The organism is Streptomyces sp. NPDC002125 (assembly GCF_053593715.1).
This window is the reverse complement of the sequence record NZ_JBSFDD010000002.1, coordinates 143,789-158,783: the sequence shown is the minus strand read 5'-3', so window position 1 is coordinate 158,783 and position 14,995 is coordinate 143,789. Positions and strand designations below refer to the sequence as shown.

Genomic DNA, 14,995 nt, shown 5'->3' with positions numbered 1-14,995 from the left:
GCACCCTATAGAGCGATCGCGGGACGGGCCTAGAGCGATGGTTCCGACACGTACATCTTCGCGATCACGGACTCGATGTCCGGCTCGCGCACCGACAGATCGACCAGTGGATACTCCGCCGCGATGCGCGCCACCAGCGGCGCGGCCGACCCGGCCGCCGGGAACGCCAGCCACTGCCGGGGCCCTTCCACCTTCACGACGCGCACCGACGGCTCCGACGCGAGCTCGATCGGGGGCAGCTCCCGCTCCAGGTCCACGACGAGCGTGCGCTCGCTCTCCCCCACCTCGTGCAGCCCGGCGAGCGCCCCGTCGTACACCAGACGGCCGTGGTCGATCACCATCACCCGCTTGCACAGCTGTTCGATGTCGGTCAGGTCGTGCGTGGTCAGCAGCACCGTCGTGGACCGCTCCGCGTTCAAGTCCCGCAGGAAGCCCCGCACCTTGGCCTTGGAGACGACGTCGAGCCCGATCGTCGGCTCGTCCAGGTACAGCACCTCCGGATCGTGCAGCAGCGCCGCCGCGATGTCGCCGCGCATCCGCTGCCCCAGTGACAGCTGGCGCACGGGAACCTCCAACAGGGCTCCCAGATCGAGGAGTTCGACACACCGGTCCAGGTTCTCCCGGAAGCGGCTGTCGGGGATGCGGTACATCCGGTGCATCAGCCGGTACGAGTCGCGCAGCGGCAGGTCCCACCAGAGCGTCGTGCGCTGCCCGAACACCACACCGATGCGGTGAGCCAGCTTCGTGCGCTCCCGATTGGGGTCGATCCCCGCGACCCGCAGCCGGCCGCCGCTCGGCGTGAGGATGCCCGTCAGCATCTTGATCGTCGTCGACTTGCCCGCCCCGTTCGGGCCGATGTAACCGACCATCTCGCCGCGCGGCACCCGGAAGCTGATCCCGTCCACCGCCCGCACCTCACGCCGTTCACGGCGCAGGAAACCGGTCCTGCGGCGTACGTCGAAGACCTTCTCGACGCCGTCGAGCTCGATGAAGTCCATCTCGTCCACGCGCACTCCTCAACTTCCCGTACTGCGGTAGGACCGAAGCCCCACCCGCCACGCCAGTCCCGCCAGAACCCAGCACCCCAACGCCACCAGCGGCGGCAGGAACGCCACCCACCGCGGCAGATCCAGCGGATAGTCCCGGCCCAGCACGTACAGCGCGGGCAGCCAGCTCGCGAAGGCCAGCGGCACGACGAACGTCACCCCGCGCACCAGGTCCTTCGCGAAGACCGACGGCGGGTACTGCAACAGCGTCGTTCCCCCGTACGTGAACGCGTTCTGCACCTGCGACGCGTCCTGGGCCCAGAACTGGAACGCCCCACCCGCCACGAACACCGCCCCGAAGACGGCCGCCCCGCTCAGCACCATCATCGGCAGCATCGCCACCTTCAGCGGGGCCCACGCGATGTCCAGCGTCCCCAGCGCGTAGCCCAGCACCAGCAGCCCCTGGGTGATCCGCCCCAGCCTGCGCAGCGCGAACCGGTCCGCCGCCACCTGCGCCAGCACCGGTACCGGCCGCACCAGCAGCGTGTCCAGCGTCCCGTCCCGCACCCGCTGCCCCAGCCGGTCCATCGACCCCAGCAGCAGGTCGGAGAGACCGAACGCCGTCGCCGACGTCCCGTACAGCAGAGCGACCTCCGGCAGCGTGAAGCCGCCCAGCACGTCGATGTGCGTGAACATCAGCAGGATCGCGACGAAGTCGAGGCCCGTCGCCACGAAGTTCCCGAGGGCCGTCATCACGAACGACGCGCGGTACGCCATCGTCGAGCGCAGCCACATCGCCACGATCAGCCCGTAGGCCCGCACCCCCTCGACCAGCCGCGACCGCTCGGCGAACGCCGTCTCCGGCTCCCGCGCCACGATCGGCCCGACCCGGACGTCAGCCACCCTGGACCACCGCCCTCCTGGTCGCCACCGACTGCAGCAGCCGGCCCGCCAGCAGCAGCACCACGGCCCAGCCGGCCTGGAAGGCGTACGCCCCCAGCAGATCCCGGCCCTCGTGCGTACCGAGGAACACATCGGCGGGCACCTGGAGCAGCGACGACCAGGGCAGCGCCCGCGCCACCTCCCCCAGCGCCCCGGGGAACAGATTCAGCGGCAGCACCATCCCGGAGAAGAACAGCCCGGCCAGCCAGGCGATCTGCATGGCCCCCGCGCCGTCCAGGAGCCAGAACGCGGACAGCGCCACCAGGAAGCGCACCGCGAAGCTCACCACCACCCCGAGCGCCACGGACACCAGGAAGGCCAGCCAGGTCCAGGGCGAGACGGGCAGCGCCAGATCGAAGGCCAGGGCCCCCAGGACCATCGGCACGATCCCGCGCCCCAGCAGATGGAACGCCGCCCGGCCCAGGTCGCCCGCCAGCCACCACAGCTGCAGATCGGCGGGCCGGTACAGATCGACCGCGATGTCACCCGTACGGATGCGCTCCATCAGCTCGTCCTCGAAGCCGCCGCCCATCATCGCGCAGGTCATCAGCAGGGCCTGACCCAGCCACACATAGGTCAGCGCCTGCGGCATGTCGTACCCGCCGAGGTGCGGACGCTCGTCCCACAGGGCGATGTAGGTGTACGCCAGGATGAAACCGAAGACGGTGTTGGTGAACACCCCCGCGAGCGTCGCCACCCGATAGGTGGCATGCCGCCGGAACCCACCGGCCGCCACCACGGCGTAGAGCCGCACCTCGCCCCCCTTTCCGCCAAAGCGCACGACGTTAGTCCCCTGCGACCGTCCGCCGCGACCCCATTTCCGTGGAGTGTTCCGAGGGTTATCCGCCCGAAAAGTGCACTATAGGAAAATCATCCGCAGTCGAGGAGCCTCCACAGTCATGAGCGACGAGCCACCGCAGCACGACGGAGACCCTGGTCAGCGGGGCTCCGGGGGCTGGGCCCCCCGAGACCCCTCGGCCGCGTCCTCCGCCGCCGACACCCCTCACCCGAACGGCGCAGAAGCCACCAAGGGGCGCACAAAACGCCCCAAGCGGCCCAAGCGCACCGGCTGGCGCCGGGCCGTCCCCACCTGGCGGATGGTCCTCGGCGGCGTCCTGCTGTTCGCCCTCCTCCTCGTCGGCGGATTCATCGCCGGCTACCAGCTCATCGACATCCCCGCGGCGAACGCCGCCGCGACCGCGGAGGCCAACGTCTACGTGTACGCGGACGGGAAGACCGTCATCGCCCGGGACGGCGAGATCAACCGCGAGAAGATCCCGCTGGACCGCATCCCGAAGAACATCCAGCACGCCGTACTCGCCGCCGAGGACCGGGACTTCTACTCCGAGGACGCCATCGACATCAAGGCCACCCTCCGCGCGGGCTGGAACACCGTCACCGGCAAGGGCAGGCAGGGCGGCTCCACCATCACCCAGCAGTACGTCAAGAACTACTACCTCGGCCAGGAACAGACCGTCATCCGCAAGGCCAAGGAGTTCTTCATCTCCATCAAGCTCGACCGCGAGAAGAGCAAGGACGAGATCCTGGAGGGCTACCTCAACACGAGCTACTTCGGCCGCAACGCCTACGGCATCCAGGCCGCCTCCCACGCCTACTACGGCAAGGACGTCGAGGACCTCGGCACCGGCGAAGGCGCCTACCTCGCCTCCCTGCTCAACGCCCCCAGCTCGTACGACGTCGTCACCCACCCCGAGAACAGGAAGGCCGTCCTCGCCCGCTGGGACTACGTACTCGACGGCATGGTCGAGCACGACTGGCTCAGCGCCGCCGACCGCGACGCGATGGCCTTCCCCGTCCCCGACAAGGCCAAGCCCGCCACCGCACTCTCCGGCCAGCGCGGCTACATCGTCCACGCCGTCGAGGACTACCTCACCAAGAACAAGATCATCGACGAGTCCACCCTCGCCACCGGCGGCTACCGCATCACCACCACACTCCAGAAGAAGAAGCAGGACGCCCTCGTCGAAGCCGTCCAGGACAACGTCCTGTCCAAGACCAGCGAGGAACGCGAAGCCGACCGCAACGTCCGCGCGGGAGGCGCCTCCATCGACCCCGCCAACGGCCACGTCGTCGCCCTCTACGGCGGAATCGACTACACCAGGCAGTTCGTCAACAACGCGACCCGCCGGGACTACCAGGTCGGGTCAACCTTCAAGCCCTTCGTCCTCGCCGCCGCGCTCGCCAACGGGTCCACCACCCAGAAGGAGCGCGCCATCACCCCCAACACCCGCTACGACGGCGACAACAAACGCACCGTCCAGAGCGCCACCGGCTCCACCGGCTACGCCCCCGCCAACGAGGACGACGTGGACTACGGCTCCATCACCGTCCGCGAGGCCACCGACAAGTCCGTCAACGCCGTCTACGCCCAGATGGCCCAGGACGTCGGGCCCCAGGAGGTCAAGGACACCGCGATCGCCCTCGGCATCCCCCAGGACACCCCCGACCTCACGGCCTCCCCCTCCATCGCGCTCGGCCCCGCCACCGCCAGCGCCGTCGACATGGCCTCCGCCTACGCCACCCTCGCCGACCACGGCAGACAGCGCCCCCACACGCTCGTCGTCAAGATCACCAAGGACGGCACCGAGCTGGACCTCCCCGCCAGGACGACCCGGCGGGCCATCAGCCGCGAAGCCGCCGACACCACCACCTCCGTCCTGCGCAGCGTGGTCGACGGCGGCACCGGCACCGCCGCCCTGGCCGCGGGCCGCCCCGCCGCCGGCAAGACGGGCACCGCCGAGGAGGACAGGGCGGCCTGGTTCGCCGGCTACACCCCCGACCTGGCCACCGTCATCGCCGTCATGGGCCAGGACCCCGAGACCGGGGTCCAGAAGCCGCTGTACGGAGCCCTCGGCCTCGCCCGTATGAACGGCGGCGGCGCACCCGCCCAGACCTGGGCCGCCTACACCAAGGCCGCCCTGGAGGGCAGCGAGGTGCGGGGCTTCGAGCTGGAGGCCGAGGAAGGCCCCGTGGAGCCCGAACCGGACGAGAGCGAGGGAGAAGAAGAGGAGGACACGGAAGAGGCGGAGGGAGGCGACACCCGGGACTCCGGGGAGAGCGACGACCCGCCCGGACCGGGAGAATCCCGTGACTCCCGGGAGGACTCGCGCGAGGAGTCCGGCGAGGAGTCCCGTGAGGAGAACGGCACCGGCTCACGCACACCGGACGGCCCTTCCGGGGTCGCCCATGAGCGGCGGGCGCCCGGCGCGGCCACCCCGGCCGGGGCACCCTCACGGGCCGCCTCCGGCCGGGAGACGGACGCGGTCCCCGCGGGCGGGGAGCCCGCGGGGACCGGCGAGGAACGCGTCCCCGCGAGCGACCGGACCAGGGACGACGCGGCGCTCCACGCCGTCCGCCCCTGACACCCTCAGTGGCCGGAGGTCGCCTTCAGCCCCACCACCGCCACCAGCAGCAGACAGACGAAGAAGATACGGGCGGCGGTCACCGGCTCGTTGAGCACGACCATGCCGAGCACGGCCGCACCGGCGGCGCCGATGCCGACCCACACCCCGTACGCCGTACCGATCGGCAGCGTCTTCGCAGCCTGCGACAGCAGCATCATGCTGGCCACGATCCCCAGGCCGGTGAACACGCTCGGCCACAGCCGGGTGAACCCCTCGGTGTACTTCATCCCGATCGACCAGCCCACTTCCAGCAGACCGGCGACGATCAGCAGAACCCACGCCACGACGGCACCTCCACGACGAAACACGCGAACAGAACGGGTGCGTCGTCTTTGCGGAAACCCGGTACGGCGCGTCTCGTCGGGGGTGTCTCCACCGTAGCAACAAAAGCCGGAGGGCCTGGTGACCGCGGTCACCAGGCCCTCCGGCCACACCCGCGCGGGTCCGCCTACAGATACAGCCCGGTCGAATCCACCGAGCCCTCGAAGCGGTCAGCCGCCACCGCGTGCAGGTCCCGCTCGCGCATCAGCACGTACGCCACGCCCCGCACCTCGACCTCGGCCCGGTCCTCGGGGTCGTAGAGCACCCGGTCTCCCGGCTCCACGGTCCGCACGTTCTGGCCGACGGCGACCACCACGGCCCATGCCAGACGGCGGCCGACCGCCGCCGTCGCCGGAATCAGGATGCCGCCGCCCGACCGCCGCTCGCCCTCGGGCGAATCGGACCGGACCAGCACACGGTCGTGCAGCATCCGGATCGGCAGCTTGTCGTCGGTGTTGCTCATGCCGTTGTCGCTCACGCCCCGAAACCTACCTGCCCCGCGGTGCCCCGGATGCCCCAGGGCCCGTACGGGACGAGCGCGCTCAGCGCCTCTTGCGCCGCGAGGACCGCGAGGACGAGGGCCGCGAGGAGAGCGTCAGCAGAGCCACCGCACCGGCCACCAGCAGCGCCGCCGGAATGACCCGCTCCAGCCGGGGCGAACCCTCCTCGGTCACGAACTGCGCCTTCACGTCCGACACCGACCGGTTCACCGCGACGAACGCACGCCCGGCCGTCCGGTCCACCGTCGACGCGACCTTGGCCTTCGCGTCACCGATCATCGTCTTCGGGTGCACCCGCACCCCGATCTCGTCCAGCACCACGGCGAGCTGTGCGCGCCTGCTGATGATGTCCGCCTCGATCTGCGCAGGGGTCCTGGTATCCGACACTGCGCCGCCTCCGTGGTCGTCGTCGGGTAAACCTTCATCGACAGTCTGTCAGCTCGGCCGCTCCTCCACCCGGCGGCACCCCCTATTACGCTCGGTCCCACACACCCCGTGCGCCACTCGAGGAGAGACATGAGCGAGCGACTGCAGACCGGCGACACCGCCCCCGCCTTCACCCTTCCGGACGCGGACGGCAATGAGATCTCGCTCGCGGACCACAAGGGCCGCAAGGTCATCGTCTACTTCTACCCCGCCGCTCTTACCCCCGGTTGCACCAAGCAGGCGTGCGACTTCACCGACAACCTCGACGTCCTCGCGACCGCCGGCTACGACGTCATCGGCGTGTCGCCCGACAAGCCGGAGAAGCTCGCGAAGTTCCGCGAGAAGGAGAACCTCAAGGTCACGCTGGTCGGCGACCCCTCCAAGGAGACCCTGGAGGCGTACGGCGCCTACGGCGAGAAGAAGCTCTACGGCAAAGTGGTGACGGGCGTCATCCGCTCCACGATCGTGGTCGACGAAGAGGGCAAGGTGGAGCGCGCGCTCTACAACGTCAAGGCGACCGGCCATGTCGCCAAGATCATCAAGGACCTCGGGATCTGAGGCCGGTTCGTGGGGGTCCTGGCCGAAACATGCTGTGAGCGAGATCGCATCGGCCCCTCGATTCGGTTTGCAATCGCCATGACCGCGCAGAAGCCTTTCCTGGAACACCGTTCGACGAAAGGACCCGGCCATGGCGGCCTCCGACCCCCACCAGGCGGCCGACCCTGAAGCGGTCAAACGCCACCCCGCGCTCTTCCGCGCGATCAGAAAGCGCCAGAACCCCAGGCTGCGCCGGACCGACATCACGGTCACCGACGACCAGGCGGTCAAGCGCGCGGTGAAGGCGGCCTCGCTCGGTAACGCCATGGAGTGGTTCGACTTCGGTATCTACTCCTACCTCGCCGTCACCATCGGGCATGTGTTCTTCCCGTCGGGGAACGACACCACCCAGCTCCTTTCGTCGTTCGCGACCTTCGCCGTGGCCTTCCTCGTGCGGCCTCTGGGCGGCATGTTCTTCGGCCCCATGGGCGACAAGATCGGCCGCAAGAAGGTCCTCGCCCTCACGATGATCCTGATGGCGATCGGCACCTTCGCGATCGGCCTCATCCCGTCCCACGACACCATCGGCGTCTGGGCCGCGGTCCTGCTGATCTTCTTCCGGATGCTCCAGGGCTTCTCCACGGGCGGCGAGTACGGCGGCGCGTCCACCTTCATCGCCGAGTACGCCCCCGACAAGCGCCGCGGGTTCTTCGGCAGCTTCCTCGAATTCGGCACCCTGGCCGGATACGTCGGCGCGGCCGGGCTGGTCACGCTGCTCTACGCCGTCCTGGACACCGGCCAGATGGAGTCCTGGGGCTGGCGCATCCCGTTCCTGGTCGCCGGCCCGCTGGGCCTCGTCGGCCTCTATCTGCGACTGCGCCTGGACGAGACCCCGGCCTTCCAGAAGCTGGAGGGCGGCACCGCCCACGCCACCGAGGCCGCCGACCACGTCGAGTCCACGGCCAAGGGCGACCTCGCCAAGATCTTCCGGCAGTACTGGCCGACGCTGATCCTCTGCATCGCGCTGGTCGGCGCGTACAACATCGCGGACTACATGCTGCTGTCGTACATGCCGACGTACCTCTCCGACGAGCTCGGCTACAGCGAGACCCACGGGCTGCTCATCCTGCTCGGCGTCATGGTCTTCCTGATGCTGATCATCAGCCAGTTCGGCAAGCTCTCGGACCGCTTCGGCCGCAAGCCCCTGCTGATGACGGGCATGCTCGGCTTCCTGTTCCTGTCCCTGCCCGCGTTCCTGCTGATCCGCCAGGGCAGCATCCCGGCCATCATCATCGGCATGCTCATGCTGGGCCTCTCGCTGGTCTGCATGCTGGGCACGATGTCCGCCGCGCTCCCGGCGCTGTTCCCGACCAACGTCCGCTACGGCTCCCTGTCGGTCGGCTACAACCTCTCGGCCTCGATCTTCGGTGGCACGACCCCTCTGGTGATCACCGCCCTGATCAGCTGGAGCGGCTCGAACCTCATGCCCGCGTACTACGCGATGGCGGCGGCGCTGGTCGGTGTCATCGCCGTGGCCTGCATGAAGGAGACCGCCAACAAGCCGCTGGCCGGCTCCCCGCCGTCGGTCGAGTCGGAGGAGGAAGCCGCCGAACTGGTCCACGCCCAGAGCCCGGACCCGAAGTTCTGACGCGCGTCCCGCACGGAAGGGGCCCGTACCGCAGCACGCGGTACGGGCCCCTTCTCGTCGTCTCCCCCGGTCAGCGCTCCGAAGGCGGCTCGGCCCCCGTGTGCAGGACCGCGCGGGCCTGCTCGGCGGCGCGGGTGATGCTGTCGCTGATGAAGTCGAGGAAGCGGGCGACGTTCTCCAGGCGCACGGCGGCGGGGGTGTCGGGGCCGAGGACGGCGACACCCTTGCGTGCTGTCTCGACGAGCAGGTCATTGGCCCGGGCGCTGGCGATCGTCGCCTGGTAGAAGAGTTCGCCGTCGACGAGATAGCGGTCGCGGCGGCGTTCGTCGCGTTCCCTGCGGACGAGGCTCTGGCTCTCCAGGTAGGTGATCGCCTTGGAGACGGACGCCGGGCTGACCTGGAGGCGCGAGGCGAGTTCGGACGCGGTGAGGCTGCCCGCGTCGGTGGTGAACAGGCAGGTCAGCACCCGGGACGCCATCTTGTTCAGCCCCGAGGACATGAGGACGGTCGTGAACGTCTCCTCGTACTCGGCCAGGGCCAGGGCATCACGTCCGTGCGGGTCGGGGGCCGGCAGGGGACCTCGTGCCGAGGCCGGCTTGCGCCGGTGCGTGCGCTGCTCGGTGGCGCGGTGGGCGAGGTCGGCGCGATAGCCGGCGGGGCCGCCGTTGCGCATCACCTCACGCGTGACCGTCGAGGTCGGACGGTCCAGACTCCGCGCGATCTCCGCATAGGCGAGGCCGTCGGCCAGACCCATCGCGATCTGCTGGCGTTCCTGCTGGGTGAGCCTGCCTCCCGGCATCGCGGCCTCCTCATGTTCGTGGTGTCCACATCATAGCGTTCACTTCACGTCCATTGCAACAAACAGACAGGTGACGTTGCGTTAGCTTGCGAGTCATTGCAACAAAATATCTACTTCTACCTGGGATTACTCAGATCTAGTGCAACAAGTGCGTTGCCAGAACATCGAACGCAACGTAGCTTTTCCCTCATCGGAAACAGCGGGCCGACAGAGCGCACGCTGCGAATCAGGGAGAACACCATGCAGAAGTTCGACACCCCCGCCCCCGTCTCGGCCGTCCTCGGCATCTCCGCGGGACACATCCGGTTCATCGCCGCCGACCGTGCCGACACCACGGTCGAGGTCCGGCCCCTGGACGCCTCCAACAGCCGCGACGTGAAGGCGGCGGAGCGGATCGAGGTCACCTACGGCGACGGAGTCCTCCGGGTCCAGGCCCCGCCGGCGAAGAACTCCCTCCTCGGCAGCACCGGGTCCGTCGAGGTCACGGTCCAGCTGCCCGCCGGCTCCCACGTCGAGGCGAAGGCAGCAGCCGCCGACTTCCGCGGCGTCGGACGGCTCGGCGACGTCTCCTTCGACGGCGGCCACGGCGCGGTCAAGCTCGACGAGGCCGCGAGCGCCCACCTCACCGGTCTCGACGCCGACATCACGGTCGGCCTGCTGAACGGCTCGGGCGAGATCAGCACTCAGCGCGGCGACCTGAAGATCACCGAGGCCGTGCGCGGACACCTCAGGCTCAGCACCCAGCAGGGCGACATCACCATCGGCGCCGCTCGCGGTGTCTCCGCCTCGCTGGACGCCGGCACCGGCTACGGCCGCATCGACAACGCGCTGAAGAACAGCGACGGCACGCCCGCCCTGAGCATCAGGGCGACCGTCTCCCAGGGCGACATCACCGCCCGCAGTCTCTGACCCTCATCCCCTTCCAAGGAGCACCGGCATGACGAACCCGGCCATCGCAGCGAACGGTCTGCGCAAGTCCTACGGCGAGAAGACCGTCCTCGACGGCCTGGACCTGGCTGTCCCTGAAGGAACCATCTTCTCCCTGCTCGGCCCGAACGGCGCCGGCAAGACCACCGCCGTCAAGATCCTCTCCACCCTCATCGGCGCCGACCCCACCTCCGGCGAGATCCGCGTCGCGGGGCACGACATCGCCACCGACCCGCAGGCCGTGCGTGCCTCGATCGGCGTCACCGGGCAGTTCTCCGCCGTGGACGGCCTGATCACCGGCGAGGAGAACATGCTCCTCATGGCCGATCTGCACCACCTCTCCAAGGCCGAGGGGCGGCGGGTCACCGCCGAACTCCTCGAACGCTTCGACCTGGTGGAGGCCGCGAAGAAGCCCGCGTCCACCTACTCCGGCGGCATGAAGCGCCGCCTCGACATCGCCATGACCCTGGTCGGCAGCCCGCGGATCATCTTCCTCGACGAACCGACCACCGGCCTCGACCCCCGCGCCCGCCACACCATGTGGGGCATCATCCGCGAGCTCGTCTCCGACGGCGTCACCGTCTTCCTCACCACCCAGTACCTGGAGGAGGCCGACGAACTCGCCGACCACATCGCCGTACTGAACGACGGAAGGATCGCCGCCGAAGGCACGGCCGAACAGCTCAAGCGGCTCATCCCCGGCGGCCACGTACGCCTCCGCTTCACCGACCCCGACGCCTACCGCTCCGCCGCGGACGCCCTGGCCGACGCCACCCGCGACGACGAAGCGCTCGCCCTCCAGATCCTCAGCGACGGGAGTCAGCGCGAGCTGCGCGCCATCCTCGACCGGCTCGACACCTCCGGCATCGAAGCCGACGAACTCACCGTGCACACCCCCGACCTCGACGACGTGTTCTTCGCCCTCACCGGCACCGGCGTCCCCGCCCAGAGCACCACCCAGTCCAAGGAGACCGTCCGATGAGCACCCTCTCCCTCGCCGTGCGCGACTCGTCCACCATGCTGCGCCGCAACCTCCTGCACGCCCGGCGCTACCCCTCCCTCACCCTGAACCTGCTGCTCACCCCGGTGATGCTGCTGCTGCTCTTCGTCTACATCTTCGGCGACGTGATGGGGGCGGGCATCGGCGGCGGCGCCGGCCGCTCCGAGTACATCGCCTACGTCCTCCCGGGCATCCTGCTGATGACCATCGGCTCCACCGTCATCGGCGCGGCGGTCTCGGTGGCGACCGACATGTCCGAGGGGATCATCGCCCGCTTCCGCACCATGGCGATCCACCGGGGCTCCGTGCTCGTCGGGCATGTCGTCGGCAGCGTCCTTCAGTCAATGGCCAGCGTGGTCCTCGTCGGCGCCGTCGGCGTGGCCATCGGCTTCCGCTCCACCGACGCCTCGGCCCTGGAGTGGCTGGCGGCCTTCGGACTGATCGCCCTCTTCGCCCTGGCACTCACCTGGATCGCGGTCGGCATGGGCATGGCCAGCCCGAACGCGGAGGCCGCCAGCAACAGCGCGATGCCTCTGATCCTCCTGCCGCTCATCTCCAGCGCCTTCACCCCGATCGACGCGATGCCGGGCTGGTTCCAGCCGATCGCCGAGTACCAGCCCTTCACCCCGGCCATCGAGACCCTGCGCGGGCTGCTGCTCGGCACCGAGATCGGCCACAACGGATGGCTCGCCGTGGCCTGGTCCGTCGGCCTGGCGGTGCTCGGCTACCGCTGGTCGACCTCCAAGTTCAGCGCCGACCCGAAGTAACGGCCATGGCCGGGCGGGGCACCCCCCGCGACCGCGTACCACCCGAGGGCGGCGTACACCGGCAGCAGGCCGGAGTACACCGCCCTCGTTCGTCGTGCGTACGGGCGCCCCGGGCGCGTACCGCGCGGGACATCCTCCCGCTAGCATGGCGGGGGTATGCGGCCGTGTCGTAACTGGCAGCCGAGCTGGGTTTAGGTCCCAGTGGGAGAAATCCCGTGTGGGTTCGAGTCCCACCGGCCGCACCGACCCGAGTGGCCCGCCCTGTTCAGGGGGCGGGCCACTCGGCGTCCCGCTCAGACCACCAGTTCCCGCACCACCGGCACCAGCGCCCGGAACGCCTTGCCCCGGTGGCTGATCGCGTTCTTCTCCGCGGGCGTGAGCTCGGCGCAGGTCCGCGTCTCGCCGTCCGGCTGGAGGACGGGGTCGTAGCCGAAGCCGTGCTCGCCGGCCGGGGTGTGGCGCAGGATGCCCGTGAGGCGGCCCTCGACCACGCGTTCCGTACCGTCGGGGAGGGCCAGGGCGGCGGCGCACGCGAAGTACGCGCCGCGGTGCGGGGTGTCGATGTCGGAGAGCTGGGCGAGGAGCAGGTCCAGGTTGGCCTGGTCGTCGCCGTGCACGCCGGACCAGCGCGCCGAGAAGATGCCGGGGGCCCCGCCGAGCACGTCGACGCAGAGGCCGCTGTCGTCCGCGACGGCGGGGTGGCCGGTGGCCCGGGCCAGGGCGTGGGCCTTGAGGAGGGCGTTCTCGGCGAAGGTGACGCCGGTTTCCTTGACGTCGGGGATGTCGGGGTACGCGTCCGCGCCGACGAGGTCGTGTGTGAGACCGGCGTCGGCGAGGATCGCGTGGAGTTCGGTGATTTTCCCGGCGTTGCGGGTGGCGAGGATCAGACGCGTCATGCGTCGATTATCGCTGCCGGTTACGGGGTGCAGACCTTGCCGATCTCGGTGGCGGCGTCCGTGACCGGGGTGATGTCGGGGGTGGCATCGCCCTTCTCGATGGAGTCGCGGACGTTGGTGACGCCTGCCTGAAGGTCGTCGACGGCCTTGCTCAGGTCCGCGTTGTCCGTGGTGTCACCGAGCTCCTTGAGCTCCTTGTCGATCTGGTCCAGGGCTTCCGACGCCTGCGTGGGGTCGTTGGAGGCGTTGGATATGGCCTGCTGGAGGTTGTCGACACTGGTGGCGATCGCGTCGGCGGTGCGGACGCAGTCCAGGGCCTTGTCGACGGCGCCGCAGCCCACCGCGGCGGTGAGCGTCAGCAGGGTGGCGGTGACGGCGAGTGCGGTGCGGTGGTGACGGCGGCGCGAGGCCATGGTGCGGTCCCTCCCGGGGGCGGATACATGGACGGACGCACGGTTCGACCCGTGCGCCCGTATCCGTTACGACGCTGTGCGCTGCGTATTTGGTTGCTTCTTTACTCGCCGAGTGTGCGGGCGAGCGCCTCCTCCTGGAGCTTGGCCAGATCGGCGCAGCCGGCGGTGGCGAGGTCGAGGAGCGCGTTGAGTTCGGCGCGGTCGAACGGCTCGGCCTCGGCGGTGCCCTGGACCTCGACGAAGCGGCCGTCTCCGGTGCAGACGACGTTCATGTCGGTCTCGGCGCGGACGTCCTCCTCGTAGCAGAGGTCGAGGAGGGGGGTGCCGTCGACGATGCCGACGCTGATCGCGGCGACGGTTCCGGTGAGGGGCTTGCGGCCGTGCTTGATGATCTTCTTGCCCTGGGCCCAGGCGACGGCGTCGGCCAGGGCGACATAGGCGCCGGTGATGGCCGCGGTGCGGGTGCCGCCGTCGGCCTGGAGGACGTCGCAGTCCAGGACGATGGTGTTCTCGCCGAGGGCCTTGTAGTCGATGACGGCGCGCAGCGAGCGGCCGATGAGACGGCTGATCTCGTGGGTGCGGCCGCCGATCTTGCCGCGTACGGACTCACGGTCGCCGCGGGTGTTGGTGGAGCGGGGCAGCATGGAGTACTCGGCCGTGACCCAGCCTTCGCCGCTGCCCTTGCGCCAGCGCGGGACGCCTTCGGTGACGGAGGCGGTGCAGAAGACCTTGGTGTCGCCGAAGGAGATGAGTACGGAGCCTTCGGCGTGCTTGCTCCATCCGCGTTCGATGGTGACGGGTCGGAGCTGTTCGGGTGTGCGGCCGTCGATACGAGACATGGCGCCGAGCCTATCGGCTGGAGCGGCCAGGTCCGTTCGGGTGCACGGCAGGCCCCGCTCCGGGCCGGTCGGGGACGGAGCGGGGCCTGCGCGTGGGACCTGGGTGGGCCGGCCTGTTCAGCCGGTCACATCATGTCTTCGATGTCGGCGGCGATGGGGTCGGCGTCGGTGCCGATGACGACCTGGATCGCGGTGCCCATCTTGACGACGCCGTGGGCTCCGGCGGCCTTGAGCGCGGCTTCGTCGACCTTGCTCGGGTCGTGGACCTCGGTGCGGAGGCGGGTGATGCAGCCTTCGATCTCGTCGATGTTCTCGATACCGCCGAGCCCGGCGACGATCTTCTCAGCCTTGCTGGCCATGTCCTTCTCCCTGGTCTTCACGTGCGTGGGGCGGCCCACCATGGGTCCGTTTCGTCACGGTAACGCACGGTTGGCCCAACTTCGCGGGCGGGTAACCGCACGGTCCTCAATGATGACGATCACCGGCGCCCTGTCTTTCGGCGGGGCTCCGCACCGTACCGCAACTGGTCTACACCAGTTTGCAACGACCGCCAAACCTGGCGTGTTCCG

General features: G+C 69.6%; 17 protein-coding genes, 1 tRNA gene and 1 riboswitch. Of the genes, 7 read left to right on the top strand and 11 right to left on the bottom strand.

What is annotated here, in order from left to right:
- Positions 1 to 29 precede the first annotated feature (29 nt).
- From ACWCQM_RS03840 to ACWCQM_RS03830, 3 genes are read right to left on the bottom strand one after another with little or no spacing between them, the layout of a single operon-like run.
- On the bottom strand, positions 30 to 998 hold the full coding sequence (locus ACWCQM_RS03840; protein ID WP_450914081.1) for an ABC transporter ATP-binding protein: 969 nt from the start codon (positions 996 to 998) through the stop codon (positions 30 to 32).
- A gap of 18 nt (positions 999 to 1,016) precedes the next feature.
- Positions 1,017 to 1,889, bottom strand: a complete 873-nt coding sequence (locus ACWCQM_RS03835) for an ABC transporter permease (protein ID WP_450913745.1) — start codon at positions 1,887 to 1,889, stop codon at positions 1,017 to 1,019.
- Positions 1,882 to 2,682, bottom strand: coding sequence for an ABC transporter permease (locus tag ACWCQM_RS03830; protein WP_450913744.1), 801 nt, complete (start codon positions 2,680 to 2,682; stop codon positions 1,882 to 1,884). Before ACWCQM_RS03830 ends, ACWCQM_RS03835 begins: the two co-directional genes overlap by 8 nt.
- Positions 2,683 to 2,827: 145 nt before the next feature.
- Here ACWCQM_RS03830 and ACWCQM_RS03825 point away from each other — a divergent pair, with 145 nt between their 5' ends.
- A complete protein-coding gene (locus tag ACWCQM_RS03825; RefSeq protein ID WP_450913743.1) occupies positions 2,828 to 5,311 on the top strand; it encodes a transglycosylase domain-containing protein in 2,484 nt (827 codons plus the stop codon).
- A gap of 5 nt (positions 5,312 to 5,316) precedes the next feature.
- Here ACWCQM_RS03825 and ACWCQM_RS03820 read toward each other — a convergent pair whose 3' ends face one another.
- The 3 genes from ACWCQM_RS03820 to ACWCQM_RS03810 all read right to left on the bottom strand — a co-directional run bounded on the left by ACWCQM_RS03820 (position 5,317) and on the right by ACWCQM_RS03810 (position 6,561).
- Complete coding sequence (locus ACWCQM_RS03820; RefSeq protein WP_014156030.1) at positions 5,317 to 5,637, bottom strand: DMT family transporter; 321 nt, start codon at positions 5,635 to 5,637, stop codon at positions 5,317 to 5,319.
- A gap of 36 nt (positions 5,638 to 5,673) precedes the next feature.
- Positions 5,674 to 5,735, bottom strand: a riboswitch (guanidine-III (ykkC-III) riboswitch).
- Between the two features lie 66 nt (positions 5,736 to 5,801).
- The gene (locus tag ACWCQM_RS03815; RefSeq protein WP_073747983.1) at positions 5,802 to 6,137 is read right to left on the bottom strand and encodes a GroES family chaperonin; all 336 of its coding nucleotides are present in this window, start codon (positions 6,135 to 6,137) and stop codon (positions 5,802 to 5,804) included.
- A 79-nt stretch (positions 6,138 to 6,216) separates the two neighbouring features.
- Complete coding sequence (locus ACWCQM_RS03810; protein ID WP_450913742.1) at positions 6,217 to 6,561, bottom strand: DUF3618 domain-containing protein; 345 nt, start codon at positions 6,559 to 6,561, stop codon at positions 6,217 to 6,219.
- 129 nt (positions 6,562 to 6,690) lie between these two features.
- Here ACWCQM_RS03810 and bcp point away from each other — a divergent pair, with 129 nt between their 5' ends.
- Complete coding sequence (gene bcp, locus ACWCQM_RS03805; protein WP_450913741.1) at positions 6,691 to 7,158, top strand: thioredoxin-dependent thiol peroxidase; 468 nt, start codon at positions 6,691 to 6,693, stop codon at positions 7,156 to 7,158.
- 130 nt (positions 7,159 to 7,288) lie between these two features.
- The gene (gene proP, locus ACWCQM_RS03800; protein WP_450913740.1) at positions 7,289 to 8,785 is read left to right on the top strand and encodes a glycine betaine/L-proline transporter ProP; all 1,497 of its coding nucleotides are present in this window, start codon (positions 7,289 to 7,291) and stop codon (positions 8,783 to 8,785) included.
- 70 nt (positions 8,786 to 8,855) lie between these two features.
- Here proP and ACWCQM_RS03795 read toward each other — a convergent pair whose 3' ends face one another.
- A complete protein-coding gene (locus tag ACWCQM_RS03795) occupies positions 8,856 to 9,584 on the bottom strand; it encodes a helix-turn-helix domain-containing protein (protein ID WP_450913739.1) in 729 nt (242 codons plus the stop codon).
- A 240-nt stretch (positions 9,585 to 9,824) separates the two neighbouring features.
- On the opposite strand from ACWCQM_RS03795, the gene ACWCQM_RS03790 reads away from it, so the two are divergent.
- The 4 genes from ACWCQM_RS03790 to ACWCQM_RS03775 all read left to right on the top strand — a co-directional run bounded on the left by ACWCQM_RS03790 (position 9,825) and on the right by ACWCQM_RS03775 (position 12,520).
- Entirely contained in the window at positions 9,825 to 10,493 is a 669-nt protein-coding gene (locus ACWCQM_RS03790) for a hypothetical protein (protein ID WP_450913738.1), read from the top strand.
- A gap of 28 nt (positions 10,494 to 10,521) precedes the next feature.
- A complete protein-coding gene (locus ACWCQM_RS03785) occupies positions 10,522 to 11,493 on the top strand; it encodes an ATP-binding cassette domain-containing protein (RefSeq protein ID WP_450913737.1) in 972 nt (323 codons plus the stop codon).
- Complete coding sequence (locus ACWCQM_RS03780) at positions 11,490 to 12,278, top strand: ABC transporter permease (RefSeq protein ID WP_450913736.1); 789 nt, start codon at positions 11,490 to 11,492, stop codon at positions 12,276 to 12,278. The genes ACWCQM_RS03785 and ACWCQM_RS03780 overlap by 4 nt, the downstream gene beginning before the upstream one ends.
- Before the next feature lie 158 nt (positions 12,279 to 12,436).
- A tRNA-Leu gene (locus ACWCQM_RS03775) sits at positions 12,437 to 12,520 on the top strand.
- 51 nt (positions 12,521 to 12,571) lie between these two features.
- Here the strand turns inward: ACWCQM_RS03775 and rdgB are convergent.
- The 4 genes from rdgB to ACWCQM_RS03755 all read right to left on the bottom strand — a co-directional run bounded on the left by rdgB (position 12,572) and on the right by ACWCQM_RS03755 (position 14,827).
- Positions 12,572 to 13,174: an RdgB/HAM1 family non-canonical purine NTP pyrophosphatase gene (gene rdgB / locus ACWCQM_RS03770; protein ID WP_450913735.1), complete on the bottom strand. Its 603-nt coding sequence runs from the start codon at positions 13,172 to 13,174 to the stop codon at positions 12,572 to 12,574.
- Between the two features lie 20 nt (positions 13,175 to 13,194).
- Positions 13,195 to 13,587 carry a hypothetical protein gene (locus tag ACWCQM_RS03765; protein WP_450913734.1) on the bottom strand — a complete coding sequence of 131 codons (393 nt, stop codon included), beginning with the start codon at positions 13,585 to 13,587 and terminating at the stop codon, positions 13,195 to 13,197.
- Between the two features lie 101 nt (positions 13,588 to 13,688).
- Positions 13,689 to 14,426, bottom strand: coding sequence for a ribonuclease PH (rph, locus tag ACWCQM_RS03760; protein WP_450913733.1), 738 nt, complete (start codon positions 14,424 to 14,426; stop codon positions 13,689 to 13,691).
- Positions 14,427 to 14,551: 125 nt separating this feature from the next.
- Positions 14,552 to 14,827 (bottom strand): glucose PTS transporter subunit EIIB, encoded by a 276-nt coding sequence (locus ACWCQM_RS03755; RefSeq protein WP_073746355.1) that lies wholly within the window; start codon positions 14,825 to 14,827, stop codon positions 14,552 to 14,554.
- Positions 14,828 to 14,995: the final 168 nt, after the last annotated feature.

Excerpts from the sequence above, each read along its gene's own strand:
- ACWCQM_RS03840 (WP_450914081.1), bottom strand. The coding sequence starts at position 998 with ATGGACTTCATCGAGCTCGACGGCGTCGAGAAGGTCTTCGACGTACGC.
- ACWCQM_RS03825 (WP_450913743.1), top strand. The coding sequence starts at position 2,828 with ATGAGCGACGAGCCACCGCAGCACGACGGAGACCCTGGTCAGCGGGGC.
- ACWCQM_RS03815 (WP_073747983.1), bottom strand. The coding sequence starts at position 6,137 with ATGAGCAACACCGACGACAAGCTGCCGATCCGGATGCTGCACGACCGT.
- bcp (WP_450913741.1), top strand. The coding sequence starts at position 6,691 with ATGAGCGAGCGACTGCAGACCGGCGACACCGCCCCCGCCTTCACCCTT.
- proP (WP_450913740.1), top strand. The coding sequence starts at position 7,289 with ATGGCGGCCTCCGACCCCCACCAGGCGGCCGACCCTGAAGCGGTCAAA.
- ACWCQM_RS03795 (WP_450913739.1), bottom strand. The coding sequence starts at position 9,584 with ATGCCGGGAGGCAGGCTCACCCAGCAGGAACGCCAGCAGATCGCGATG.
- ACWCQM_RS03790 (WP_450913738.1), top strand. The coding sequence starts at position 9,825 with ATGCAGAAGTTCGACACCCCCGCCCCCGTCTCGGCCGTCCTCGGCATC.
- ACWCQM_RS03785 (WP_450913737.1), top strand. The coding sequence starts at position 10,522 with ATGACGAACCCGGCCATCGCAGCGAACGGTCTGCGCAAGTCCTACGGC.
- ACWCQM_RS03780 (WP_450913736.1), top strand. The coding sequence starts at position 11,490 with ATGAGCACCCTCTCCCTCGCCGTGCGCGACTCGTCCACCATGCTGCGC.
- rdgB (WP_450913735.1), bottom strand. The coding sequence starts at position 13,174 with ATGACGCGTCTGATCCTCGCCACCCGCAACGCCGGGAAAATCACCGAA.
- ACWCQM_RS03765 (WP_450913734.1), bottom strand. The coding sequence starts at position 13,587 with ATGGCCTCGCGCCGCCGTCACCACCGCACCGCACTCGCCGTCACCGCC.
- rph (WP_450913733.1), bottom strand. The coding sequence starts at position 14,426 with ATGTCTCGTATCGACGGCCGCACACCCGAACAGCTCCGACCCGTCACC.
- ACWCQM_RS03755 (WP_073746355.1), bottom strand. The coding sequence starts at position 14,827 with ATGGTGGGCCGCCCCACGCACGTGAAGACCAGGGAGAAGGACATGGCC.